Annotated in this window: 29 protein-coding genes and 1 pseudogene; 26 read left to right on the forward strand and 4 right to left on the reverse strand. The window is 36.6% G+C overall.

The genetic code is table 11. From position 1 onward, the window contains the following. Window positions 1-19: 19 nt before the first annotated feature. A complete protein-coding gene (locus tag RBB48_RS25940; RefSeq protein WP_306008316.1) occupies window positions 20-475 on the reverse strand; it encodes a hypothetical protein in 456 nt (151 codons plus the stop codon). A 452-nt stretch (window positions 476-927) separates the two neighbouring features. Continuing rightward, window positions 928-1,257, reverse strand: coding sequence for a WGxxGxxG family protein (locus tag RBB48_RS25945; protein WP_306008317.1), 330 nt, complete (start codon window positions 1,255-1,257; stop codon window positions 928-930). A gap of 346 nt (window positions 1,258-1,603) precedes the next feature. Between RBB48_RS25945 and RBB48_RS25950 the strand changes: the two genes are divergently transcribed. The 26 genes and pseudogenes from RBB48_RS25950 (at window position 1,604) to RBB48_RS26075 (ending at window position 24,712) form a co-directional block, all read left to right on the forward strand. Further along, window positions 1,604-2,119 (forward strand): DUF3231 family protein, encoded by a 516-nt coding sequence (locus RBB48_RS25950; RefSeq protein ID WP_120459884.1) that lies wholly within the window; start codon window positions 1,604-1,606, stop codon window positions 2,117-2,119. Between the two features lie 574 nt (window positions 2,120-2,693). Further along, window positions 2,694-2,888: a hypothetical protein gene (locus RBB48_RS25955; protein ID WP_087967456.1), complete on the forward strand. Its 195-nt coding sequence runs from the start codon at window positions 2,694-2,696 to the stop codon at window positions 2,886-2,888. Window positions 2,889-3,035: 147 nt separating this feature from the next. After that, window positions 3,036-3,197: a hypothetical protein gene (locus tag RBB48_RS25960; RefSeq protein WP_306008318.1), complete on the forward strand. Its 162-nt coding sequence runs from the start codon at window positions 3,036-3,038 to the stop codon at window positions 3,195-3,197. Between the two features lie 148 nt (window positions 3,198-3,345). Next, window positions 3,346-4,284: a terminase small subunit gene (locus RBB48_RS25965; protein WP_306008319.1), complete on the forward strand. Its 939-nt coding sequence runs from the start codon at window positions 3,346-3,348 to the stop codon at window positions 4,282-4,284. Continuing rightward, window positions 4,271-5,542 (forward strand): PBSX family phage terminase large subunit, encoded by a 1,272-nt coding sequence (locus RBB48_RS25970; protein WP_306008320.1) that lies wholly within the window; start codon window positions 4,271-4,273, stop codon window positions 5,540-5,542. The genes RBB48_RS25965 and RBB48_RS25970 overlap by 14 nt, the downstream gene beginning before the upstream one ends. Window positions 5,543-5,554: 12 nt before the next feature. Next, on the forward strand, window positions 5,555-6,988 hold the full coding sequence (locus RBB48_RS25975; RefSeq protein WP_306008321.1) for a phage portal protein: 1,434 nt from the start codon (window positions 5,555-5,557) through the stop codon (window positions 6,986-6,988). A gap of 73 nt (window positions 6,989-7,061) precedes the next feature. Then, window positions 7,062-7,829, forward strand: a complete 768-nt coding sequence (locus RBB48_RS25980) for a phage minor head protein (RefSeq protein WP_306008340.1) — start codon at window positions 7,062-7,064, stop codon at window positions 7,827-7,829. A gap of 73 nt (window positions 7,830-7,902) precedes the next feature. Beyond that, window positions 7,903-8,610, forward strand: coding sequence for a DUF4355 domain-containing protein (locus RBB48_RS25985; RefSeq protein WP_306008322.1), 708 nt, complete (start codon window positions 7,903-7,905; stop codon window positions 8,608-8,610). Between the two features lie 108 nt (window positions 8,611-8,718). Next, entirely contained in the window at window positions 8,719-9,561 is an 843-nt protein-coding gene (locus RBB48_RS25990; protein WP_306008323.1) for a phage major capsid protein, read from the forward strand. Window positions 9,562-9,595: 34 nt separating this feature from the next. Further along, window positions 9,596-9,757 (forward strand): hypothetical protein, encoded by a 162-nt coding sequence (locus tag RBB48_RS25995; RefSeq protein WP_306008324.1) that lies wholly within the window; start codon window positions 9,596-9,598, stop codon window positions 9,755-9,757. Then, the gene (locus RBB48_RS26000) at window positions 9,758-10,066 is read left to right on the forward strand and encodes a head-tail connector protein (RefSeq protein WP_306008325.1); all 309 of its coding nucleotides are present in this window, start codon (window positions 9,758-9,760) and stop codon (window positions 10,064-10,066) included. After that, on the forward strand, window positions 10,063-10,407 hold the full coding sequence (locus tag RBB48_RS26005) for a head-tail adaptor protein (protein WP_306008326.1): 345 nt from the start codon (window positions 10,063-10,065) through the stop codon (window positions 10,405-10,407). The genes RBB48_RS26000 and RBB48_RS26005 overlap by 4 nt, the downstream gene beginning before the upstream one ends. Continuing rightward, window positions 10,382-10,789, forward strand: a complete 408-nt coding sequence (locus RBB48_RS26010) for an HK97-gp10 family putative phage morphogenesis protein (protein WP_306008327.1) — start codon at window positions 10,382-10,384, stop codon at window positions 10,787-10,789. The genes RBB48_RS26005 and RBB48_RS26010 overlap by 26 nt, the downstream gene beginning before the upstream one ends. Before the next feature lie 5 nt (window positions 10,790-10,794). Next, window positions 10,795-11,157: a hypothetical protein gene (locus RBB48_RS26015; RefSeq protein ID WP_306008328.1), complete on the forward strand. Its 363-nt coding sequence runs from the start codon at window positions 10,795-10,797 to the stop codon at window positions 11,155-11,157. Window positions 11,158-11,171: 14 nt separating this feature from the next. Beyond that, window positions 11,172-11,765, forward strand: a complete 594-nt coding sequence (locus RBB48_RS26020; RefSeq protein WP_071730458.1) for a hypothetical protein — start codon at window positions 11,172-11,174, stop codon at window positions 11,763-11,765. A gap of 46 nt (window positions 11,766-11,811) precedes the next feature. Then, window positions 11,812-12,240 (forward strand): hypothetical protein, encoded by a 429-nt coding sequence (locus RBB48_RS26025; RefSeq protein ID WP_306008329.1) that lies wholly within the window; start codon window positions 11,812-11,814, stop codon window positions 12,238-12,240. Between the two features lie 104 nt (window positions 12,241-12,344). Further along, window positions 12,345-12,551 carry a hypothetical protein gene (locus tag RBB48_RS26030; protein ID WP_306008330.1) on the forward strand — a complete coding sequence of 69 codons (207 nt, stop codon included), beginning with the start codon at window positions 12,345-12,347 and terminating at the stop codon, window positions 12,549-12,551. Then, complete coding sequence (locus RBB48_RS26035; protein ID WP_306008331.1) at window positions 12,552-12,938, forward strand: phage tail tape measure protein; 387 nt, start codon at window positions 12,552-12,554, stop codon at window positions 12,936-12,938. It begins immediately after the preceding gene. Window positions 12,939-13,194: 256 nt separating this feature from the next. Then, window positions 13,195-15,543 (forward strand): phage tail tape measure protein, encoded by a 2,349-nt coding sequence (locus tag RBB48_RS26040; RefSeq protein WP_306008332.1) that lies wholly within the window; start codon window positions 13,195-13,197, stop codon window positions 15,541-15,543. Between the two features lie 173 nt (window positions 15,544-15,716). Further along, complete coding sequence (locus RBB48_RS26045) at window positions 15,717-16,736, forward strand: DUF2726 domain-containing protein (protein ID WP_193673463.1); 1,020 nt, start codon at window positions 15,717-15,719, stop codon at window positions 16,734-16,736. Window positions 16,737-16,946: 210 nt separating this feature from the next. Beyond that, window positions 16,947-17,186, forward strand: a pseudogene (locus tag RBB48_RS26050) (hypothetical protein); the annotation flags it as partial. A gap of 21 nt (window positions 17,187-17,207) precedes the next feature. Continuing rightward, window positions 17,208-18,689, forward strand: a complete 1,482-nt coding sequence (locus RBB48_RS26055; protein ID WP_371878396.1) for a distal tail protein Dit — start codon at window positions 17,208-17,210, stop codon at window positions 18,687-18,689. Next, on the forward strand, window positions 18,686-21,745 hold the full coding sequence (locus RBB48_RS26060) for a phage tail spike protein (RefSeq protein WP_306008334.1): 3,060 nt from the start codon (window positions 18,686-18,688) through the stop codon (window positions 21,743-21,745). The genes RBB48_RS26055 and RBB48_RS26060 overlap by 4 nt, the downstream gene beginning before the upstream one ends. Before the next feature lie 268 nt (window positions 21,746-22,013). Beyond that, on the forward strand, window positions 22,014-23,402 hold the full coding sequence (locus RBB48_RS26065; RefSeq protein ID WP_306008335.1) for an outer membrane protein assembly factor BamB family protein: 1,389 nt from the start codon (window positions 22,014-22,016) through the stop codon (window positions 23,400-23,402). Between the two features lie 87 nt (window positions 23,403-23,489). Then, window positions 23,490-23,915, forward strand: a complete 426-nt coding sequence (locus RBB48_RS26070; RefSeq protein WP_306008336.1) for a phage holin family protein — start codon at window positions 23,490-23,492, stop codon at window positions 23,913-23,915. Next, window positions 23,915-24,712, forward strand: a complete 798-nt coding sequence (locus RBB48_RS26075) for a GH25 family lysozyme (protein WP_306008337.1) — start codon at window positions 23,915-23,917, stop codon at window positions 24,710-24,712. The genes RBB48_RS26070 and RBB48_RS26075 overlap by 1 nt, the downstream gene beginning before the upstream one ends. Window positions 24,713-24,780: 68 nt before the next feature. Here RBB48_RS26075 and RBB48_RS26080 read toward each other — a convergent pair whose 3' ends face one another. Next, complete coding sequence (locus RBB48_RS26080) at window positions 24,781-25,209, reverse strand: SMI1/KNR4 family protein (RefSeq protein WP_098299035.1); 429 nt, start codon at window positions 25,207-25,209, stop codon at window positions 24,781-24,783. After that, a complete protein-coding gene (locus tag RBB48_RS26085; RefSeq protein ID WP_306008338.1) occupies window positions 25,209-26,183 on the reverse strand; it encodes a WXG100 family type VII secretion target in 975 nt (324 codons plus the stop codon). Before RBB48_RS26085 ends, RBB48_RS26080 begins: the two co-directional genes overlap by 1 nt. Between the last annotated feature and the right edge of the window lie 142 nt (window positions 26,184-26,325).

The raw sequence follows: 26,325 nt of genomic DNA on the forward strand, positions 1-26,325 counted from the left end.
AGCACCCATTCGGGTGCTTTTATCTTCTTCTTTTCTTTGAATTACCTGATTGAGTCCAAAGCCATATAAAAGCAAATAAGGCTCCACCTAGTAAAAGGATTACAGAAAGAAGAACAATGCCCAAAGCGAACAATGTGATTCCTGGCAAGAAAAGTGCGATAGCGAATAAATATATTACTATAAACAACCATGTCTCAATTTCTTCTTTTTCTGTATTAGCTAAATGAAATTGTGAGCCGGCTAGCATTAGTAAAATAGCCCCGCTAATAAAGCACTCAATAATTCCTGAAATGTGGGCATCGGGATGTGTGAAATAATATAAGAATAAATCTCCAAATTCATCTGGCATTGCACCAAGGTCTAAAAGACTTCTTCTTGCAAAAAAGATACCGACAATCAATAACGGAATAAAAACATAAAACTTTCTTATGTATATAAATGCATCAAGGAAACCGTTCCAAATTCGATAAAACATAGTATCACCTCCTTTAGTATAAAATTCGAAAACAAACTTACGTTCTCTAATTATATTTTAATATCCAAAATATAAGATGTAAAGAGGTGTGGTGTTCTACCTTGTGGATTTATCTTACATTTTTAATATGAATGGAGGTAGGTGAAATGTAGATGGCGAGACAGCGTAGTCCAGACTAGTGATAAAGCACTTGGTTTAGTTACACACAATATAAGATATGGATAAGTGAAGAAACGGCATAAAAAAGAAGCGTAGTTCGTCAAATGGACGTAGCGCCCCATTACCATCAAGTTAAGAAATTCATTGTTTCCGATTAATAGTATCCGTTTTTATGCGATTGTTATTGATTTAAAAAAATAAAAAATCGCCTTATTAAAGGCGATTCATAATTTATTCATTTTGCATTTTTTTGATAAATAAATATCTTTTAAAATTAAATGCAATGTTCTACATTAACGTCTTTCTGGTTCTGTGTCTTTTTTTCTAAGACCGAATAAACCGACTAGTCCTAATAAACCAAGCCAAGCCCAATTATTATTTTTATTACGATTAGCATTTAAATCATTTGTCGTATTTACATTTCGAGTTCTCACATCATTATTAACTCTATTCATGTGATAGTCATTAACTCTATTCGTGTTATAGTCATTAACTCGAGTTGTAATATTGTTATTGTTAACTCTATTCGTATTATATCCATCGTATTCAGCATGGACGCTTGTACCAAAAACCATAATAGTTAGTAATAGGGCACTTAAAATAGATGAAAGTTTTTTCTTCATGGTTTTCCCTCCTTTCGTATTTAGTAATGTCTCCAGTTCCTTTAGGCAATATTCGGTTGAAAATATATAAAACCATTTGAATTGAAATTAGGATAAGCATCTTTAATTTTTATTATTAAAAGTACTTAATAATAATGGATTAAGTTAATTGAAATGTATTTATTCTTTATAAGAATAAATTTTTGGTAACGGTACATTCTATGAGAGGTAATTACTATATTTAGGTAAGGTGTTCCTTATGAGTTATAAGAACTTATTTTCTTTAATCCAGAACATGGTTGGGAAAATTTTTTCTATAGTAAATATTGTTGCTAAAAGTCTAATTTCTTTAAGGAGGAATCTTTTTATGGGTATTTTAAGTGGAAATCCACAAAATGAACCAATGCACTACGGAGAAGTCTTTGGGATTTGGAGTTATCTTGCAGCGGCACAAGGCGCAATTGCTGGATATCAAGTTCTTATTAACCACACAGGAGACGAGGATTTAAAGAAATTTTTAGAGAACCTTGTAGAGAATGATATCCAATCAGAAGTTGAAGAATTAAAAAATTTATTGAAATCGAATGGTGTTGCATTACCACCAGCACCTCCAGAAAGACCAGTTGCATCTATTGAAACGATTCCTCCTGGTGCTCGTATTAATGATGCAGAAATTGCTGCAAAAGTTTCTATGGATCTTGCTGCTGGGCTAGTAGCATGTAGTCAAGCTATGGGACAATCTCTTCGAGAAGATGTTGGAATGATGTTTGGTCAATTTCATATGAAAAAAGCACAAGCTGGAGCTATATTGCTTCGTCTGAATAAGAAAAAAGGTTGGATTATTCCACCTCCATTACATGTTCTACAATCAGATCAAGCATAATTACTAAAAGAAAATTCGATCTATTTTTCGTGGCTGTTGCAGTGAAGTAGTCTAGGAAAATGAAGATTATTAGCGAATTAAAATAAGTGGCAGAGTCATGACCGCTTTTTGGCAGTAAATGTGCCGGTTGTTTTGGAATTAGCATGTTATATTTGTATTGTGAGTAGTGGCGGAAAACATCGCTCATAAAATTCTTTATAACTTGAAAATGGATCGTCATAACCGGTGGCGATGGTTTCAGATTGGATGAACAGTTGTTTCTTGAGTTCACATTCAATTGCAATTCACTATGTATACGGAGAAGGGCTTTTGCTCTTCTTCCAGCTACTTAATAAAGTATGTAGTACAGATAGATTTAATAATATTAGGTATCTGGAAGAAGAATAAAACTTAGCGACGTTTTTATTTTGATTAAAACAATATTAATGATTGTAGGCGCAACCTTTACCTGGTTAGCGTCTTATTTGTTGTTAAGTAAAGATAGGTAGAAAATATGGACAAGTAAACAAGCTGTATTTGACTTTTAAACATATAATATGATGAATTTTATTTTTAAGAGGAGGTAATCAGATTTATGGGATGTAATGGTAATTTCAGGGGTTTTCGAAATTGTAATAGATTTTGGGATGATTTAATGTTCTGTAGACACAGACGTAGAGATTTTGATGATTGTCGTTGTAGACGTGACCGCGACTGCGATTGTGATGAATGTCGTCGCAGACGTAATCAGCATCATGACTGTGATCGTGATAAGCGTCGAGATTGGTAAATTCCTTTGGAAGAGTGCTTTGAAGAAAAGCGCTCTTTTTTTTGTTCAAGAATTTTCTGTTCTTATTTGTTAAGGGATGATAAGGGGTGAAAACAAATGAAACTGACTAAACAAGAGTAATCAGTTGTTATCGGTACATTCATTTCAATGTTAGGACAGGACCGTGTAAATGAACGTATCGATAAACAGAAATTAGAAAGTGCAATTCCGATCTTTAATGAGCTGGAAGATAACACAACACCAAAGCAAAAGAGAGAAGCGATGATTAGTTTGCTTGGTAAGGCGATGGATGAATTTTTAAAACAATAGCCATAAAAAAGGAAAAGCAACTCACATGGGGGCGAATTACTTTTCCAGATGGCAATGTTAATTTTATTATATCAACTGGGACATATTTGTAAAATGTTTATTTGAATTTTCTGCAAAATAATCCAGGAATTACCGCGGGGTGGTGGTTATGGCTAGACAACGTAGCCCAGACAGAGATAAAGCGTTCCAAATATATAAAGCAAGCAATGGTGAGAAGCCGCTTGTTGAGATTGCGAAGGAATTAAACTTAAAGCCATCTCAAATCAGAAAGTGGAAATCACAAGACAAATGGGATGAACAATTAAAAGGTAACGTTACTATTGCGAAAAGGAGCGTTACTAATGTTAAAAATCCCAAGACAAAAGCCAAGTTAAAAAAGATGCTAGATGATGAAGAGCTGACGGAACAAGAACGGCTCTTTTGTTTGTATTATGTGAAGTATTTCAATGGTACGCAAGCTGCATTGAAAGCCGGTTATGCGAAGAGTAGCGCGCATGTTACGAGTAGCCGGTTGTTGAGAAGAGAACGTGTAGCATCGTACATTCGTGAGATTAAAGGCGAAATGGTTGAAAACATATTTGTAGAAGCGATGGATGTATTGAATGGGTACATCAAAATTGCTTTTGCAGATATTACGAATTACGTAACCTTTGGCCAGAAAGATGTAGAAGTGATGGGCCGGTTTGGACCTGTAAAAGATGAAGACGGAAAACCAGTCATGAGAACCATTAGTTATGTTAATTTTAATGAATCTGACATGGTTGATGGCTCTATCATTGCGGAAGTGAAAAAGGGCAAAGAAGGTGTGTCTATCAAGCTTGCTGATAAGATGAGAGCACTTGATAAACTGGCGATATACTTCGATTTAGTGCCTGATAACTTCAAACGAAAAATTGAAGAAGAGCGTCACAAAATGCATATGGAAGTACAGAAAGCGAACATAAAGAAAGCTAATGCTGAAATTGCAAATTTAACTGGTGATGAAGATGATGATAATGCAGAAGCGATCCAAGACTTCTTGCAAGCAACTGCTCCTGATCCAGAAAAGATGAAAGAAGTATTTGGTGATGCAGATGGCGAGGATTAAAAAACGGAAAACCAAATCCTTTAAGTTCCAGTCGTTTTCAAATAAACAATTACAATTATTGTGGTGGTGGCGTGATGGTTCGCCATATGAGAATCATGACATTGTGATTGCAGATGGAGCGATTCGTTCCGGTAAAACAATATCCATGATTTGTAGCTTCTTACACTGGTCACAGGAAAAATTTAAGGGTGAGTCATTTATCATTGCTGGTAAATCAATTGGTTCATTAAAACGTAACGTAATCAACCCTATGATACAAATACTTACCGCATGGGGTTGGCGATATGATTACAACCGTTCTGAAAACTATCTGCAAATTGGGTGGAATACGTACTACTTGTTTGGAGCTAATAAAGAAAACTCCCAAGATACATTACAAGGTTTAACCGCTGCTGGCTCATTAGCTGATGAAGCTGCTCTATTTCCTAAATCATTTATAGATCAAATGATTGGGCGTTGTTCTGTTGATGGCGCAAAGATATTTATGAACTGTAACCCTGGTTCGTCATATCACTTTGTAAAAACAGAGCTTATCGATAAGAAAAAAGAGAAGTTAGTTTGTCATTTAAAATTCACAATGGACGATAACTTATCTCTTTCTGAGAAAGTGAAAGACCGCTTTAAACGTATGTTTAGCGGTGTGTTCTATCAACGCTATATCTTGGGCTTATGGGTAATGGCGGAAGGTTTAATATACAGTATGTTTAATGAAGATGAACATGTTGTACCATCACATCCAAGGAAATATGAGCAGTATTATATCTCCTGCGATTACGGTACCCAAAACCCGATGGCATTTGGCTTATGGGGCTTATCTGGTGGCATTTGGTACAAGGTGAAGGAATACCATCATGACGCTCGCAAGAAGAATTTACAAAAGTCAGATGAACAATATTATGAGGATTTAGTTGAGTTTGCAAATGGTCTAACCAAGCGTATTATCGTAGACCCGTCCGCAAGCTCATTTATTATTTTACTGAAACAAAAAGGCTGGAAAGTGAAAAAGGCAAAGAACGATGTATTAGATGGAATACGTAATGTAGCAACTGCATTGACAACTGAATTAATTAAATTCTGCGATTGTTGTAAAGAAACGCTGCGTGAGTTCTCTTCTTATGTATGGGATGAGAAAGCAATGGAGCGTGGTGAAGACAAACCGATTAAGCAGAATGACCATCAAATGGATGCTGATCGCTATTTTGTAAATACCGTAATTATGTCTAATAACAAAGCAAGAGCTGTTAAATCAATCTATTAAGGAGGTGAGACGATGTTTGAACACTACATTCCGTTACTGGATGAAAACAATGGGGAGCCTACACCCAAGCTGCTCAAAAAGATTATTGATGAATTTGAACCGTTAAAAAAACGAATGATTAATAGGTATGAACGATACAAAGCAAGTGAAAAAGGCGTACCTATCTTTACTCGTGAGTTTAAAGGTGATGGAAATAAGGATAAGGTAAATAATAAGCTAAACAATGACTTCTTTTCTGAAATTATCGATACGAAGATTGGTTATATGTTTGGATTACCTATTTCATATAGCTTAGATCATGAAGATGAAGAAGTGTTAAAACGAATCCAGGACTTCTTAAAAGCGAATCATACTGAAGATGCTGATGCAGAAACAGGTAAATTTGCTTCTATCTGTGGATACGGGGCAAGGCTACTTTACCATGATAAAGATGGTGAAGAAAAGGTTATGAATATCAAACCTTATGAAGCTATTTTCCTTACTAATTCAAGCATCGCAGAACCCAAATACGCTATCCGCTGCTACCCAATCAAAGTAATTGATGGTGACGATTTTAAAGATGGATACAAGGTGGAGTTTTATAACGAAACTCATATCATTGAGTACACTGGTGAAGATCTAGATAAGCTGCAAGAAACAAATCGAATCCCTAACTTATACAAAGGTGTGCCACTTATCGGATTTCCTAACAATGAGGAATTACAAGGTGATGTAGATAAAGCCATCGCGCTAATCGAAGGGTACGACAGAGCTTTTTCGGATGTTAATAGCGAAATAGAACAGTTTCGTTTGGCTTATATGATTTTTAAAGGTGTTGATATAGATGATGACACTATCGAGAAACTAAAGCAAACTGGCGCGCTTGATGTAGGTGAAAATGGTGAAGCTTCTTTCTTGACTAAGGAACTCAACGACAACATATTAGAACATCATCTCGACAGATTAGAGAAGAACATTTGCCGTTTTACAAAGCATGTTAATCTTACTGATGAATCATTCAGTTCTAACCTTACTGGTGTTGCTATTCGTTATAAGCTATTAGCTTTAGAAACGAAATCAGGGACACTGGAAGTAAAGTTCACCAAGTCGCTGCGCCAACAATTTAAACTGTTATTTGATGCCTGGAATTTACGCTCAAATAAAGAAAAGTTAGACTATCTTTGCATGACGTTCCAGTTCACGCGAAACCTTCCTGTTAATTTATCTGATGAAGCAGATGTACAGGGAAAATTACAAGGTTTAATAAGTGAAGAGACACGTTTATCTTTATTCTCTGCTGTTCATGACCCAAAGGCAGAATTACAAAAGATGAAAGAAGAAGAGGTTGATTCTATTGATTTAGACACCGTACATAGAGGCGGTGAAGATGATGGAGTGGAACAAGAAACAGAAACACCTCCAAAAGATAGAGGACGAACTGGAAAAGGCGATTCTCTACCTGTATAAAGATGCTTTAGAAGAAGTCAGAGGAATACTGGCTTTTTATTATGCCAAATATGCGGTAAATGAGCGGCTAAACATTCAGGAAATGCGCCGATTTAATCGATATAAGAACCTGCAAAGCGAACTGCAACAAGTTATTAATGAAATAACATATGAAAAAAAGAAAACTCTCAACGAAAAACTCTCCACTCAGTATGGGGAGTCTTTTTATTACACGAGTTACTTTGTTGAACAAGAAGTTGGTGTATCCCTTTCATACGGTCTTCTAGACCCGAATGTTATTAAACGTGCTGTGCAAATGCCAATCGATAAAATGACACTCAATCAAAGGTTAAGTACACATCGAGTACAGATAATTAGACGAATACGTAAAGAATTATCCATCGGCCTTAGAAAAGGTGAAGGATATGCTGTAATGGCCAATCGTATTAAACCGATACTTGATGGTGATGCAAAGAAAGCACAAATGGTTGCTTGGACAGAAAGTGCTAGAGTACAAAACTTAGGTACTTATGACAGTGCCTCTCATGCTTTTGATGAAGGTGTAGCGATGGAGAAGATTTGGATTTCTACATTAGATAAACGTACACGACCTACTCACCAAGCAGCAGATCATCAGAAAGTACCGTTTAAAGGGTTGTTTAAAGTAGGTGGTTATAGCTGTGAATATCCGCATGACAGTAATTTACCTGCTAAAGAAGTCGTTCGTTGCCGCTGCACATTCATTACTGCAGTAGCGGATGTCAGTCCATTCATTGAGAGAAGGGCTAGAAACCCGACAACAGGCAGGAATGAAGTGATTGGTGCAGTTAGTTACGAAGAGTGGAAAGACTCTCTTGAATAATAAAAACACTTGAGGGCTTATAGATTACGAACTATATAGGGCGTATTCATAGGAACTCAAAGGAGGAATAATAATGAAACAATATTTAGTTAAAGATTTACCAGTAAAGTTTGTTAAAGAAACAATACAAGCGCCATTACGATTGAAAGGTATGCAATTCTTCTCTGATTCTAATACACCACCAGCAGAAGATACACCACCGACTGAACAAACGCCACCTGCAGATGATAAAGAGGAGGCGCCAATTGATGGACAGAAAGAGCCGAAATTAGATGATGCAACAAAAACATTTATCGAGAAAATGGTGCAATCAGCAGAAGATAGAGTTCGTTCAAAATATTCGAAAGAACTTAATGCAACCAAGAAGGAACTAGAAAACTACAAAACCGCTTCTATGACCGCTCAAGAAAAAGCTGAGTATGAGATGAAGCAACTTCAGGAACAGCTAGAAGAGCGAGAAAGAATACTTCATCAGAAAGAAATGCAAAGTGCGGCAGCAGATGGATTATCAGCGATTGGATTAGACCTTAAATTTGTAGATTTTGTTATTGGTTCAGATGTAGAGGATACAAAATCTAGAGTATCAAAGTTTAATGATTTGTTCTCTTCTGCGTTAGAAGCAAAAGTAGTCGAAAGATTTAAAGCAGCGGGTCGAGAAATTCATGTTAGTGGTGGAACTGGGACTGGATTTACAAGAGAACAAGTAAATTCAATGAGTCAGGATGAGATTAATGCGAACTGGGCACAAATTCAGAAGGATATGCGCAGTTGGGGTAAGTAGTAATAGAAAAATTAAGTAGTATGGTTAAAAAAATATAAAACGAACAAAAGAGATTGCTATTTTAGCGGTCTCTTTTGTTATGGAAAAACATTAAGGAGGAATTAATATATGTCAGTAGCAACTTTTATTCCAACAATTTGGGAAGCTCGATTAATGGCGAATTTCCACAAGCGTTCTATCGCGGATTTAATCACAACAAAACCAGCAAAAATTGAAGGTAACAAAATTATTTTTAACCGTGTCGGTGCAGTAAATGTAAAAGACTATTCTGGTTCTGTTGAATGGGATGACACAAACCCTTCTAAAGTAGAAATCAATATGGATCAGAAAAAGTATTTTGCGTTCAAAGTAGATGATGTAGATGCTGTTCAAGCTGCTGGAGACTTAATTGATCCACATACACAAGAGGCAGGTTCAGTACTTCAAGAAACTGTTGATACATTTACATTAGGACTTTACACGGGTGCTCATAAAGATAATGTAATCGGTACAGATTCCGCAGCAATTGAATTATCACCTAAGAATGCATACGACTACATTGTTGATCTCAATACAAAGTTAAACGTGAAAAAGGTACCTAAAACTGAACGTTTCACAACCATCAATTCTCAAGTTCTCGGATTACTATCTAAAGATGACCGTTTTACAAAGCAACCTGTCATTTTAGAAAACGGCGTTGTAGAAGGACAAATAATCAATGGTTCACAAATCGTTGTATCAGAAGAGATTCACAATACATCCGGTAAATATAAAATTCTTGCTCTTCATAAGTCAGGTATCGGTCATGGTAAACAGTTAAACGAAACAGAAGCGCAACGCCTTCAAAATTCATTTGCAGATGGCGTTCGTGGTCTTATGGTTTATGGGGCTGGTGTGCTTCGCCCAGAAGCGTTAGCAGTACTTACAGCTACAATCGCACCAACTACACCACCAGCAGGAGGAGGGGCTTAAGCCTTTCCTCTTTCTTCTTGAAAGGAGAGATAATATGCCTTGGTTTTTAAATACAGACACAGATGTCACATGGGAAGTAACGGATGCAGATCATGTAAAACGTTGTAAGAATGACCCTGTATATGAAGAAGTAGACGAACCGAAACAAGAAACGGTTAAGAAGAAAAGACAAACATCTGCAAAGTCGAGTGAGTAAATGGATATGAAAGCAGAAATTCTAAAACGTGTAAAACTGCAAGTGCCTATTATAAGTGATGAAAACTTGTTAATAAGCATCGAAGATACAATATTAATGGTTGCTGAGTACACGAATAGAACTATTCCACAATTCCCTCCTGCTTATCCTGGTATCATCGCAAAGATGGTAGTTTATGAGTATAAGGAGCAGGAAAGAGAAGGGAAGAAAAGCGAGTCATTAGGAAACTACTCTGTTACTTATGATGACGTGGGAGATTATCCAGCAAGCATTACGAAGGGGCTGAAAGTGAGGTTACGTGTTCGATGATTCAGTCAATGATACGTAAGTTTGGAAAAGATGCCACAGTACTTCGCAATGTTGGTTCTGATGATGGACCATATCCAGCAGAAGAATGGAAAGAAATTAACACTGTAAAAGGTGTATTAGATGCTATACAAGGTACAAAGGATGCTCGTAATAAGAAAGTGGAAGAGAAAAGCACACACTTCTTTTACTGCTTACCATTTGGTGTGACTATTCAGGATAGATTAGTTATCGATAAAAAGGTATACGACGTTACTTATCCCGGCGATCCAATGAATGCAGGTAGATTTTTTCAAATAGAATTGGAGATGTTGCCTTATGAGCATGAAATTCCAATCAAATAGAGCTGCTGTTATGGCAAGGCATTTGGTCGCTAAGAAAGCGGCTCATTCTGCTGTTGGTCAATTTGTTACTTCTAAAGCTAAATTATTAGCGCCTGTAGATACAGGAAACTTAAGAAGAAGTATTAGTTCCAAAGCAGAGCAAGAAAAGGTTGTTATTGGTACCTCTGCAGATCATGGTATTTATGTTGAAAAGGGAACTGGTATTTATGCTGTTGATGGTGACGGGAGAAAGACTCCTTGGATGTACCGTGATCCGAAAACAGGGAAGATGGTTAAAACTCAAGGGCAACATGCACAGCCTTTCCTTAGACCAGCAGCAGAGAATAATAAACCTATGATTACGCAAGTTGGAACGCGAACATATTCGTCATTAATGAGGTAGATACCATGAATGACTTTATAAATATATTGCACAGTGAATTGAAACGGATTCATAAAGAATCGTACTATGAAATCGCTAAAACAACCGCTGAAATGCCTTATCTGGTGTATACGGTAAATGATGATAAAGAACCATGGGGAAGAAAGAATATCATGCTTACAATTGATATTTACGGTACTTCTGCTCATCTTGCTAAAATAGATGAACTTATTAAAAAACTAGAAAACAATCTTCATAGAAAAAGATTAAACAGCACTGAATTTGGTGCTGCTATTTCTTATCTTTCGAGTCAGAAAGTACCGGATCCAGACCCGAATATTAGACGTAAAGAAGTACGCTTCATTTTACGAACTTATTTTAAACAATAGAAAGGATTGAGTATATGGCAGCTCCACAACCAAAACCAGAAAATGTCCTCTTCGGAGATTGGGGTGCATTCTTCTTTAATTATGGAGAAAAAGACGAACTTCCTGTAGGCGCTACGCAAGGTGGCGGTTCTTTTAAGTATGAACCAGAGTTTAAAGAAATTGAGTATGATGGTTCTCCTGGTGACACTATGGGGATGAAGCGTATCACTAAATCAAAAACTCAAATCAGTTTTAAGACACTTGAATTTTTGGATAAAGAAAAAATCAAAAATTTTATTGCAGGATTAAAAGTTTCAGAAGAAACCGTTACAAAAGACGGAAAAGCTATCAAATACGATGTAATTGAAGCGACGGAACGCCTTACGAAAGAAAGCTACCTTAAAAATGTAGCGTGGGTTGGTGAAACGTTAGGTGGCGATATCGCTGAGATTATCGTATATAACGCGTTATCTGATGGTTCTTTAGAAATGGGATTTGAAAATGAAAGTGAAGTAGTTCCAGAGGTTACATTCACTGGACACCGTGACCCAGAAAACATACGAAAAGTACCATGGAAGATGCGTATTTTAACAGCAACAGAAGCAGCTAAATTAATACCAGCAGGTTAAAGAGTAGGGATAATCCCTGCTCTTTTTATTTTAAGGAGGAATCAATGTGACTATCGCTATTCAAGAAAAAGAATACAAAGTGAGACAAATTAATGGTGGAGATTTATTTTCCGTAGTTCGTATTTTGAAGAAATCAAAATTCAAGGTCGATATTAACTTACTTAAAGATTTAATGATGGGCGTGCGAAATAAAGAAGGTGCAACACAAGCTGACGTATTAGCTGCACAAGAGACTTTCGGGTATGACATTATCATGAAGTTTATCTTCGGATTAGAAGAAGCTGAACAGGAATTTTTCGAATTTGTAGCCGGACTTTTAGTTCATGAAGATGAAGGTGGCAAAAAAACATCACCAGGTTGGGAAACGATTCGAACTTTAAATCTAGAAGAGTTGGTTCGATTATTTATTGCAATTAAAGATTCAGAAGTTGGGCTGGTTAAGCTTTTTTCCAATGCGGTGAAATTGATGAAATAGATTTTATCGATACGATAGCTTCTCGCTATCCAAGCATGAATTACATAAAAAGTTTGGATGCAGAGATAGTTATCAACCTGTATCTCACCGCAAAGAAAAAAGAAATGGACCGTATGTTATGGGAGGAATGGTGTGCTTTACAGCCATATTGTGATGAAACATTCCCTCAATTTAAACATAAACGCGAGAATCCAACTCAAGAACAAGTACAACAATACAACAATTCTATCGAACAAACACCAAAACAAAAATTAACAAAAGAAGAAGTGTTTGCTCATGTTGCGAAAATCCGCGGAAAGGCGGGTGAATAAATGGAATTATTTAAGATGTTTGGGTCAATCTTCTTAAAGGATGATCAGTTACAAAGAGGATTGGCTAACGCTGAAAGAAGTGGACAACGAACAACTGGTATTTTAGGTCGTGGATTCGGACAAGTCGGGCAAGCAGCAGTAGGATTAGGTTCTTCTGTTGGCGGTGCTGCTATAGCTATGGGCGGATTAGTTGGCGTTGCTGTCGGTGTTGGTGCGGCAATTGCTGGTGTAGTTAAGGTCGGGTCTGAATATACTCAGCAGATGTCAAAAGTAGAGGCCCTTTCAGGCTCTAACGCTTTGCAAATGGCTGAATTAGGAGCGAACGCACGTAAATTAGGTGCTGAAACACGTTGGAGCGCTACGAATGTAGCACAAGCCTATGAGTAAAATAATGCTCGGTTGCTAGGAAACTAGCTTCAAAAACCATCGGGTGAATTCACGGGAAACCTAAGGATAATTATCTATGGCAACCATGAGCCAAGCCTTTCAGGGATGAAAGGAAGGTGCAACGACTAATCGCATACCTCTAGGACAGAGATGAAGCGGACACGAGCGCCCGACACCTTAAATGGTGAAGAGATAGTCTGAACTTATAGGAAACTATAAGAGGTGAGGATAAAGAGTCTCACGATAACAATTTGATATGGCTTTAGCTGGTTGGGACTCCAACCAAATGATTGCAGCGTCTAAACCATTACTAGACTTAGCAACTGCTGGTGCGTTAGACCTTGCAAAAGCTTCCGATATTGTAACAGATACAATGACTCCATTCGGCATGAAAGCTTCAGAAGCAGGGCGAGCAGCTGACGTATTCGCATTAGCTCAGGCAACCGCCAACTTAAACGTTGAGCAGTTGGGTGAGACAATGAAATACGCTGCTCCAGTCGCTGCTACATTTGGTTTGAACATTGAAGAAACTGCCGCAATTGCTCAGATTTTCGCAAATAACGGTATTAAAGCTTCAATGGCTGGTACGGCATTACGTGCTGGTTTATCTCGATTAGCCGCACCGCCAAAAGAAGCTGCTAAATCACTATCTGCATTAAATGTAACTGTTAAAGATTCCGAAGGTAACATGAAACCAATGAATGAGATCATTGGACAGTTACACGATGGGTTTGGAAAATTATCAGAGTCTCAACAAATCGCTGCTGCAAAAGCAATCTTCGGTGAAGAAGCCTATGCAGGTTGGATTCAGGTTATTAAGGGTGGTAAACCTGCATTTGATGACATGGTAAACACTTTAGAAACCTCTGAAGGCTCTGCAAAAGTAATGGCTGAAACAATGGCTAACAACTTATCTGGTGCAGTTGACGGTGTTAAATCACGATTAGAAAATCTAGGTCTTGTTGTTTTCTCTCATGTCGAACCAGCACTTGTCGCAATGACAAATGGAACAAATAGTGCTGTTAAATCTCTTACTGACTGGCTCGATCCATCAGGTAGGGCAGTAGAAGCAGCTAAATTGATGCAACAAAGTGACCAACAATTAGCTCAATCTAAAGCTGTTCTTGATATGAATCTCAAAAAAGGGAAAATAACGCAAGAAGAGTACAACGAAAAGTTAGATAAAGCGAAGAAACACGCTGAAGATATGATGAATGCTGATGGTATGTTAGCTCAGAAAAAAGAAGAGCTGAAAATGAAGGTTGAAGAAGGGAAAATGACTCAGGAAGAAGCTAATAAAATTCTTGATGAGTCTGAGGTTGAATATCAAAAACTTCAACAAGGTATCGAACAAACCCGCCAACGACAAGAGGCCATGAATAAAGTGTTCGAACCACTTCGCAATGCTATCGGTATCATTCAACAAGTCGGTGCTGCTATAGAGCAATTTTGGATTGCTGCAACTGGCGATAGAAATGCTTTAGTTGAGGGATACGATATCCTTACAAAACTAGGGTTTTCAGCTAATGCAATTCAGTTTATACAAGAAACTACAGCGGCAGTGCAATATGGTGTAGAAACTATGAAAGCCCTCGTATCTGGTGATTGGGGAGCTGCAAGTAATTTCTTGGATAAGTTAGGCTTTTCTCCAGAACAAAAAGCGAATATTATCATGTTCGTTCAGGATGTTCATGCCCAATTAAGTAGTTTTATAGAAAATGTACAATCTCTAATATCAGCTGCAGCTCCGATAATTATGGGAATAATCGGGGCTACTTGGGATTTTATTAAAGGTGTATTCAATACAATAGCTCCTTATTTAATGCCTTTACTGACAGACATAATGTCGTTTGTAAACGGGATTATATCCCAAATCACTTCGTTTTGGAAAGAAAACGGAGATCAGATTGTTCAAGCTGTAAAAAATGCCTTTTCAATCATTCAATCTATTATAGCTTTTGTAATGCCAGCTGTAATGATGATTGTAAAAAGTGCATGGGATGCTATTAAAGATATTATCCAAGGTGGAGTTAACATCATCATGGGTATTATTAAATTTTTTGCTGCACTACTGACAGGTGATTTTCGTGGTATGTGGGATGCGGCGAAACAAATTTTCAGTGGAGCTATCCAATTAATTTGGGGACTTATTAATTTCTCGTTCGTTAAACAAATTTTCGGTGCAGTGAAAGGGCTTGCATCTTCTTTCGGATCTACGATTAGTAGCATGTGGTCTACTGTTGTGGGATATTTCAAGACATTTATCAAGGAACCAATCGCTTCTGTAGTTCGTATGGCATTTGATATTGGCGAAGCTGCTATGAAAATTAAAGATAAACTGATTAATCCTATTAAAGAGGCTTGGAGTGGGATTATGGGATGGATTGATAAAATTAAAAGTGGTGTAGCGAATATGTTCAGTGGCGTTCACATTCCTGTCCCTAAGATTAGTGTAAAAGGTTCGTTAAACCCTGTTAATTGGGCGAGTGAAGGTCTGCCATCATTCGATGTTAAATGGGCTGCGAACGGAGCTTTAATTAAACCCGGTAATCCTACATTAATTGGGGTTAAATCTAGCCCGGTTGTCGAGAAATCGGCAGCATAAAATATCGTGTGAATTCGGGGAAACCTAAGTTTTATCAACAATTTCAAGTATGGTATAATATAGGAGAGAGATAGATTTGGATTAGTTACCTGAATTGAAAGAATGTTCCGACACCTTTTTCTCGTTTAAAAATTAAATAATCGGATAAAAACTCTGTCGGAGGGGTATTTGTTATGTCTAAAAGAGTCAGATGTTTAGAAGATGCTATTTCTTTCGTTAACGAGAATAGTGATTGTACATTGATTTCAGATGAATATGTTGGTAATCGCGAAAAAATGAAGTTCAAATGTGTCTGCGGAGATGAATTTATAACCACTTTCAATCAATTTAGGAAAGGGAAACGTAAATGTAATAAGTGCGGTTTCAAAAGATGCAATCAAGATAAGATATTCACTTATAGCGAGATAAAAGCCTTTATTGATCTCGAAAGCGACAGTGGTTGCACTTTAATTAGCAACGAATACACAAATTGTAAAACACCTATTAAACTTAAATGTAGGTGCGGAAACGAATTTGTTACCACATTCGACTCTTTTAAAAATAGCGGAAAAAGAAGATGTAATTTTTGCTCCAATAAGAACACAGGGAAAACAGCAGCTTTATTGGCAAAGAGAAGACCTAAATCTGAAGGGCCATATAATAAATCTAATCACAATGAATTTGTAACAAGAATGTACAAGCTATTAAAAGACGAGTATTCTGTACTTGGTCAATACACAACAGCGAGAGACAAGATTCTCGTAAAACATAACGATTGTGGTCATGAATATTATGTAGCGCCGGATAAGATTTTAAACCAAAATAGACGTTGCCCTAATTGTAGCGACTTTCGTTCATCCAAAGCTAGTAAAGAAATTGAAAGCTGGTTAACTGAACATGATGTTCTATTTGAAAAAGAATACAAATTCCCTGATTGTAAACACCAAAGGAGCTTAGCCTTCGATTTCGCTGTTTTAGATTCAGATGAACATGTTAAATGTTTAATTGAATATGACGGGGAACAACACTTCAGACCCTTTCAATATATTAGGGATGAAGATACAAGAAATACTAAATTTCGAGATTCTAAGAAAAGGGATGCAATAAAAAATGCATATTGCAAACGAAACAATATCCCATTGATTAGAATTTCTTACCTAGAGCAAGATATATTAAAACCAATACTTGAATTGAAGGTAAGCACTCTATTATGAGTGCTTTTTTTGTTGATAAAATATGGCAATCCCGAGCCAAGCCTGTACGGAAACGACAGGAAGGTGTAGAGACTAGGTAAAGTAGCCTAAGCTAAAAGTATGGCGAAATATCCAAGAGCGCACGACACCCGATGAATGGGTGATGATATAGTCCGATACTCCAGTGAAAACCGGAGAGTTAAGGATAAAGAGCCTTAACATAACAATTGTGGTGACGCAAGAGGATATGACGAAACAGTTTTACCTCTTCGAAAACAAACCTTCGATGCGATTGCCAATGGAATAATGGGGTCATTACCATTAGCACAACAAGTAGGAGCACAACAATATACGGCACAAGGTCCAACTATTTTGCAAATTAATTTAAATGGGCGAGAAATAGCAAGGGAAATATACACAGATGTTAATGAGTTTCAAGAACAAGAAAAAGAAAGACGTAAAGTATTTTAGGTAGGTGATGGTATGACTGGAATTAGTTTCTTTAGCTTTAACGGGAAAAGGAATCCAAATGTAATTCCATTGCGGGGTAAAAAGCGCCCTGCATGGGCTCCTTTGGAGCGTACATTCCTTGAAGTTCCTCACTATCCAGGGGGCCGTTTGATAAGAACGCAAACGAAAATGAGAAAAATAATTGTACCAGTTTCCTTGTTATATGAATCTATGGAAGAAGCAGAAAAATTAAAAGAAGAGATAGCTGATTGGCTTATTACGAATCAACCTCAGGAACTTGTTTTTGATGACGAAAAAGATCGTACGTACTTAGCTGTTATTGATGAAGCATTTGACCCAGAACAATTAGTAAATTTAGGAGAAGGAGTACTTACTTTCATTTGTCCGATGCCTTATAAATTGGGAAAAGTACAAACTTATCCATTTGTACAAGATTGGTCTACTGAAATTACTTCTTATTTCACGAATAAGGGAAGCGTAGAAGCTCTACCAATAATTGAAATGACTGTAAAAAAACCAAGTACCTTTTTAGATGTATGGTTTGGAGAGTATCCGCATAATCGTGATTATTTTAGAATCGGCTATCCTCTGACTGTGGAAGAAACTATGGTACAAGAACGAGAAAGAGTCATGTGGGATGAAATGGCTACTCCTATAGGATGGACACCTGTTACTGGACAATTCGAGGAGATGAAAGGAACAGGTAGTTTTAAATCAAGAGATGGTCATGCACTATATTGTGAAGATTACGGAAAAGAGATAGGATTCTACGGTGCTATAGCTATGAAAAACATTCCGGGCGGTCCATTACAAGATTTTGAAATGGAGACATGGATGACTTTAAAGTCCAAAAATATTGGTGAAATGGGACGTGTTGAAGTTCTTCTTTTAGATGAGACGGGTAATCTGGTAACCCGCATCAATATGAATGATCTATATGCGACTGCTGAAATTACAAGGGCGCATATGAAAATTGGAAATAGCGGAACACCAAATAGTTTTCGAAAATTAGTTGATACAAGTGGGTTTTATTCGACTACATTTAATCAATTTCGAGGGCGTTTGCGTATTGCTAGAAGAGGAAAACAATGGTCTGTTTATGTCGCTAAATTTATAGATGGCACAGAGACAGATGGTGCTTCATTGGTTGAACGTTGGATTGATGAAACAGGAAATCCAATGACAGAACGTAAAATTGCACAAGTTATGATTGCGATTTGTAAGTGGGATAATCACCAGCCCATTAACGAAATACAAATTGATGATTTGAAGATTTGGAAAGTAAACAAAGTTCCGTCTAATACCCAACCATATATCTTCGATACTGGAGATAAAATTGTTATCGATACTGAGAAAAGTCTTGTCACAATCAACGGGAAGAATGCAATCAATATAAAAGAAATATTTAGTAATTTCCCTATCATAATACGTGGTGAAAATCGTATCGATATAATGCCACCTGATGTTAATGCAACAATCAGTTATAGGGAGAGATATAGATGAGAACACCAAGTGGGATTTTACATGTTGTAGATTTTAAAACAGACCAAATTATTGCAGCCATCCAGCCGCAAGACTATTGGGATGACAAACGGCATTGGGAACTTAAAAATAATGTTGATATGTTGGATTTCACCGCTTTTGACGGAACAGATTATTCAGCTACGTTACAACAACAAAATCTCGTTTTAAAAGAAGTTCGCGACGGAAGGATTGTCCCATATGTAATTAACAATGAGGTTGAAAGAGATTCTAATGATAAGTCGATTACAGTCAACGCTTCCGGAGCTTGGGTACAAATAGCGAAAGATGGCTATATTATGCCGCGACGGATAGAAAGTAAAACGGTTAACGAATTTATTGACATGGCTCTTGTTGGTACGAAATGGAAGCGTGGCACAACTGAATATGCTGGGTTTCACACAATGACAATCGACGAAATCATAGATCCTCTTACATTCTTAAAGAAAATCGCTTCATTATTCGATTTAGAAATTCAGTATCGTGTAGAAGCAGTAGGCTCTCAAATTACTGGTTGGTACGTTGACATGATAAAGAAACGTGGTAGGGAAACCGGTAAGGAAGTTGTTTTGGGTAAAGATTTAGTTGGTGTAAGGCGTATCGAACATTCAAGGAATATTTGTACAGCCCTAGTAGGTTTCGTAAAAGGTGAAGGCGATAACATTATTACGGTAGAGAAAATTAATAACGGTCTTCCTTATATTACAGATAGCGATGCATTCCAGCGCTGGAATGAACATGGAAAACATAAATTTGGTTTTTATACACCAGAAACAGAAGAGCAAAATATGTCTCCAGAGCGTCTTATGACACTTATGAAAACTGAATTTAAAAAACGTGTTGATACTTCCGTTTCTTATGAAGTTGAAGCACAATCAATCGGCCGTGTGTTTGGGATGTCCCATGAATTAATCAATGAGGGCGATACGATTCGAATTAAAGATACTGGATTTACACCAAAGTTGTATTTAGAAGCCCGTGTTATTGCTGGCGATGAATCTTTTACTGATCCTACACAAGATAAGTATATGTTCGGAAATTATCGAGAGATAGTTAATCAAAACGAAGAATTACGAAAAATTTACAATCGGATACTTAGTAAATTCGGTGAGAAACAAGAGATTCTGGACCAGTTAGATAAATTAGTTCAAGAAGCGAATGAAACCGCTAGTAATGCAAAGAAGGAGTCAGAAGCAGCAAAAACACTAGCTGAAAAAGTACAGGAGAATATTAAAAATAATACCGTTGAAATTATAGAAGCAAAGAATCCGCCAACAACAGGACTTATAGACAGAAAAACATTATGGTTAGATATTTCAAATGGTAAGCCTGGTATTTTAAAACTCTGGAAAGATAGTATTTGGGATCCTGTTGTACCTGATATTGAATCAGTAAAACATGAGGTTTCTGGTCAATTTAACGAAGTGAACGAAACTCTTCAAGGTTTTTCACGTACCATTGTTGATTTGAAAAACGATCAGGGTACTATTGATAAAAAAGTTACAGCAATAGAACAAACAGCAAGCGGGTTGTCTTCTACGGTTAGTAATTTAAACAATAGTATAGATGCACAGGGTAAAAAGATTACTGAGGCAAACACAAAACTTGAACAGCAGGCAACGGCAATTGGAGCAAAAGTTGAGCTTAAACAAGTAGAGGATTATGTTGCTGGGTTTAAGATACCTGAGTTGAAACAAACAGTTGATAAAAATAAACAAGATTTATTGGGCGAATTAGCTAATAAGCTTGCAACTGAGCAATTTAATCAAAAAATGACTTTAATCGATAACCGCTTTACTATTAACGAACAGGGTATCAATGCAGCAGCAAAAAAGACAGAAGTATATACGAAAACGCAAGCAGATGGGCAATTTGCTACAGACTCTTATGTAAGAGATATGGAGTCGCGCCTTCAGCTAACAGAAAAGGGCGTTAGTATATCTGTAAAAGAAAATGATGTAATAGCAGCCATTAACATGAGTAAAGAAAACATTAAGTTAAATGCTGCACGAATAGATTTAATTGGTAAAGTTAATGCTGAATGGATTAAAGCTGGATTGCTAAGCGGTTGCCAAATTAGAACATCAAACACCAATAACTACGTTAGTTTAGACGACCAATTTATACGACTATATGAAAATGGAGTAGCTAGATCATTTCTAGGACATTACAGAAGAACAGACGGTTCAGTACAACCAACTTTTATCTTAGGATCAGATGAAAAGACTAGCGCTCCAGCAGGCGCTTTATTTATGTCTCAAGCAGGTGCAGGATGGTCTGGTGCTTATGCAAACATTGGTATTGGCGATGGCATAGAAAATGGTGAAATCAAAAAATCCGTGTATTGGGAATTGCAAAGAAACGGGCTAAGTGTTCTAAACGCTAATGATTACCATGTTTTTTATGCTGGGAATGGGAGTTGGTATTTTAGACGAGGAAAAACTGGGTTATATCAAACTTCGTTAGTCCTTGAAGATAATGGTGCAGATTCTGATTTAAGATTACCTAATATCACTTTACGTAATAGCCGTGCAGCAGGATATACAGGTATCATTCAAGTCAAGTCACCTGTTACTCAGAATGGATGGGGGTCTGTTCAAGGTAATTTCATGAGCCCTTCATTACGGGAATATAAATCTAACATTCGTGATGTTTCTTTTTCAGCCTTAGAAAAAATCAGGAATGTACGAGTAAGACAATTTAACTATAAGAATGCGGTAAACGAGCTTTACAAAATGAGAGCAGAGAAAGATCCTAATGATTCACCATTGACAACAGAAGATATTAAAACATACTACGGAGCAATTGTAGATGAATGTGATGAAGCATTTGTGGATGAAAGTGGGAAAGGAATTCACTTGTATTCATACGCATCTATTGCAATTAAAGCTTTACAGGAAGTTGATACAACAGTACAGGAACAGGAGATTGAAATTACAAATCTAAAATCACAAGTAGCTAGTCAGGAAGATCGGATAGCCCGATTAGAAGAATTATTACTACAACAATTAATAAATAAGAAACCAGAGCAGCCATAAGCTGTTTTTTATTTTGCACAAAATACGGCTTTTATAGGCACTCGAAGGAATGCTTTTCTTTTATCTATTGTATTTTATATCTAATCTAGTAGATTCTTTATGGGAAATGGTAATTAAAGGAGGAAGATATAGTGATTTATAACAAGTAGATGACAGGATTTCTTTTTTTGTTAAATGTTTTAAAATTATTTAATCATAATATAAAGTAACAGTGATATAATAGTTAGTGTTATGTATCCAATTTAATATCACATTTAGGAGGTATATTATGAAAAAGAAGTTTATGTTAATGATGCTTCTGTTTGCATTGATGGTAGGATTAAATCCTAATTCAATGACAAAAGCAGAAACCACAAGTACACAAGGTGAACAATTCGAACAAGGAAAGTATGATCTGCAAGCTGAATTTCCATTTGGACAGAACTGGAACAAGAACTCACCTTATGTTGGACCAGAAACAGGTAAAGTGAAATGGGAATACAAGCTTTATAAAGATAGTGCTGTCCCAAATAAAACTTTTGAGTATCAACCAGCAATTGGGAGTGATGGGACGATTTATATTGGAAACTCCACTAGAAAATTGTATGCGTTTAATAAAGATGGTTCAATTAAATGGATTAAAGATGGTGTAGCAAATTCATCTAGTACACCGGTTATAGCAGAAGATGGAACTATTTATGTTACAAGCGAGAAACTAACAGCTTTAAATCCTGATGGTTCAATTAAATGGCAAGTCAAAGACGCAAGTACTTCTAGCAGTCCTATTATAGACAGTGAAGGTACAGTTTATGTACATAATTCAAAATCAATAACTGCGTATAATTCGAATGGATCAAAAAAATGGGAATCAAGTCAGATGTTTAAAGGAGCTACTAGTAGTAAGAATTCTATGCTCATGTCAAAAGATGGAACACTTTATACTTTACTTTCAAGTGGCGAAAACTATTTTCTCTATGCCCATGATAAAAATGGTAAGGAATTATGGAATAAAAGGGTTCGGGGGAATGACGGTAACCCCGGTTTTTCTTTAGGATTAAATAATGAATTATTTATAAATGGTGGATCTGTTTTTTATGTTTTTGATAAAGATGGAAATCTAATAAAGCAGTGGAAGCAAAGTGAGATAGCCGCGAGATATGCTCCTACAATCTCTTCGAAGGATGGGACAATTTATATAGCTACAAGTGGCGGGGTAACTGCGTATAATCGAGACTACACATTAAAGTGGGAATACTCGACGGGTCAAGGGGTTGAGCACTCACCTGTAATAGATAAAAATGGTGTAGTCTATGTTAAGGCAAGACAAGCATTATTCGCAGTAAACCCAGATGGAACACAAAAATGGAAGATGCCATTTTCAGCATTTCATAAGGGTTCTTCAAATAATTCTATAAGCATTGATAAAGATGGAACTTTATATCTTGCAGGATATGTGCCAAACACAAATAACAACGGTCCTAGTGGAACGTATTATTCATTAGTCGCTATTGGTGACTCTTATACAGACACTGTATGTACTAAAGAGAGTACATACATGGAAGTGCTTAAATCGCTGGAAGCAAAAAGTAAGAATGCTAAATTAACAGATGAGGAGAAGTCGGAAGCACGTGATATTTTAAAGAAGTTATCGGATGATCTTGATAAAACAGATAAATAAAATTAATTGGGTTAATGCAATTAAATGGTTTTTGAGAAAAGAGGGACACGCGTCTCTCTTTTTTATTATAAATAAGGAGATGGAAAGATGGATCGTATTGATGTATTAATAAAGGCATTTATCGCTACATTTGGTGGCCTCTGTGGATACTTTTTAGGAGGGTGGGATACAACATTGAAAGTTCTCGTTATTATGGCAGCCATCGATTATATCACTGGAGTATTCGCAGCAGGATTTAATGGGGAGTTGAAAAGTAAAGTGGGATTCAAAGGCATCGCCAAAAAGGTGGTGCTTTTTCTTTTGGTTGCAGCTGCTACCCAAGCGGATGCAATTATGGGAACAAACAGTGCAATACGTGAAGCGACGATTTTCTTTTTTATCGGAAATGAATTACTTTCATTGTTAGAAAATGCAGGACGTATTGGAATTCCTTTACCTTCAGCTTTAACTAATGCCGTGGAAATTTTAGGTGATAAACAAAAACAAGAAGAGAAAAAAGGGGATGTTCAATAATGGGACAAATCGTAGACATTTCAAAATGGAACGGTAATATTAACTGGCCTGTAGCAAAGCAGTATCTGGATTTTGTAATTGCCCGTGTGCAGGATGGCTCAAACTATGTAGATCCATTATATAAAGGATATGTACAAAGCATGAAGCAGCATGACATTCCTTTTGGTAACTATGCATTTTGTCGATTTGTTTCCATTGCTGATGCAAAGAAAGAAGCACAAGATTTCTGGAATCGCGGTGATAAGAGCGCAACCGTTTGGGTGGCTGATGTAGAAGTAAAAACAATGAATGATATGAGAGCAGGTACACAGGCGTTTATCGATGAGTTATACCGTTTAGGTGCTAAGAAAGTCGGTTTATATGTCGGCCATCATATGTACGCACCGTTTAGAATGGCGAATGTGAAATGTGACTTTGTATGGATTCCACGTTATGGCGGTAATAAGCCAGCATATCCATGTGATATTTGGCAGTACACGGAAACAGGAAATGTACCTGGTATTGGTAAGTGTGATCTGAATTCGCTTGTTGGGAGCAAATCATTGTCTTGGTTTACTGGAGCAGTGCAAGAGCAAGTTCAAACAACTAAACTAAATATCATCCAATCAGGAGCATTTTCAAGAGAGTATATTGAAGATGTTATGGGAGCGTTGACATCGTTAAAAATGACAGCTAAGTTCATTTTACAACCTGATGGATTAGCATATTTTATTTCTGATCCAACTTCAGATGCTCAATTAAATGCGATGAAGGAGTACCTTGATCGTAGAGATTGGTGGTATGAGTATTTGAAGTGAAACAAAAGGATAGCTTAATCAAAAATAACAGCCGACTCGATAAAAATGAGTCGGCTATTATTTTTTAACTATGACAACAATTCCTCCACTCCGACACCATCTATTAACAATGCTTTTAATGAAGGAGCTATTTTAATTGCTTCTTCAATATCTAAATCTCCAAAATCCACTGTATATAATCCGAATCCTTCTTTTCCATCTACATATAATAATGCTTTTCCGCCTTCATCATCACCGATTGCCAGTGAATTTGGTATATATTTTTGAATATCATGTGCTTCATTCATCTCTATGCAATCAGTAGGGCCCCAAATACGTATGTAAAGTTCATTTTGCACATTAAACTCTGCATTTGTACAATTTTGGATTACTTCTAAATAATCTAATGGTACATCTATTGATGAGAACTTTTGTAATTCTTGAATGGCCTCTTTACTCGCTGGTGATTCCTGAGCTTCTAATGTGAAGGAATCATTTAATTTTTCTAGAATATTCATTAATAATCAATCCTTTCATACTTTACCTTTAATTTATCAAGCATTTTATATTGCTGTTCTAAAGTTTCTGAAATGTTTTCTTTAGAGAATCCGGCGTGTTCAAAATCAGATACTAGATTTTTTAATTCATCTTGTAAAGTAGAGCTCCATTTTCCATTGCCTGAACTTAAACGCTCATCACGCCTTAGATTCTGTGCATTAGAAATAATGGTGTGAGGTAATCCTTTTCCGGTTTCAATAGTAACTGTTGGTGCGAGCTTTGGGTCATATCCATACTTACCTAAATTTTCTTTTGCCCATTGTTGCTGTAAGCCATGATGAGATTGTAAATTACCGCCATTTGGTCCTCGACCCTTAGGTTTAGGCATTGAATCACGATGTGTTTTATTAAATAATACAAAATTTGGTTTTGCGCTGGTTACAGCTTTAGTAGCCTCAACGGCCTCAGTGGTCATTTTTAACCCTTTACCCACTTTAGCAAGTTTCCCGACTGGTGTAAGACCAGCTACTGCCATTCCACCCGCAAAGATTCTATCCCAGGTTGATAGTTTTTCACCAGTAGATGGATCAACACCATCCCACGCTCTTTTAATATCATACTCACCACTTATTTCACCAGCTATATCTCGAGCAAGTTTACCGCCATCAAAACCTTTTTCTCCAGAGGAAGGTTTACCACACATTGCACCTTCTTCCATTGTAACATCTTGATTATCTGCATTGCGGAATTTTTCAGCAATTCGTTTCAAATCCTCTTCCACTTGTATAATTGAATTGATAGATGTAAAAGCTTTTGGTCTCGCATCATTGAACATTTGAACGAATTGTTGATTAGAGGCACCAATCCATTGAAAACACAATTGATCTATTTCGTTACATAAATTATTATGTATAGATTCTAATGCGATTCTGGTATTATTTGCACGATTAGCCACTTCTTCTAGCATTTCAGGTGTTACTTTGATTTGAACCATTTTTTTCCTCCCTTTCCCAATTTAAATTATGAGATAAAAAGAAAAAAATGTAAATACAGAAACTTTAGATTAGTATAATAATATTATGTGAAATAGAATCTGCTTAATTGTAAATGAAGCCTATATATGTTAAATATTCCCT

Origin of the sequence: Bacillus sp. MMSF_3353 (genome assembly GCF_030733445.1) — a bacterium.
Classification (GTDB): domain Bacteria; phylum Bacillota; class Bacilli; order Bacillales; family Bacillaceae_G; genus Bacillus_A; species Bacillus_A wiedmannii.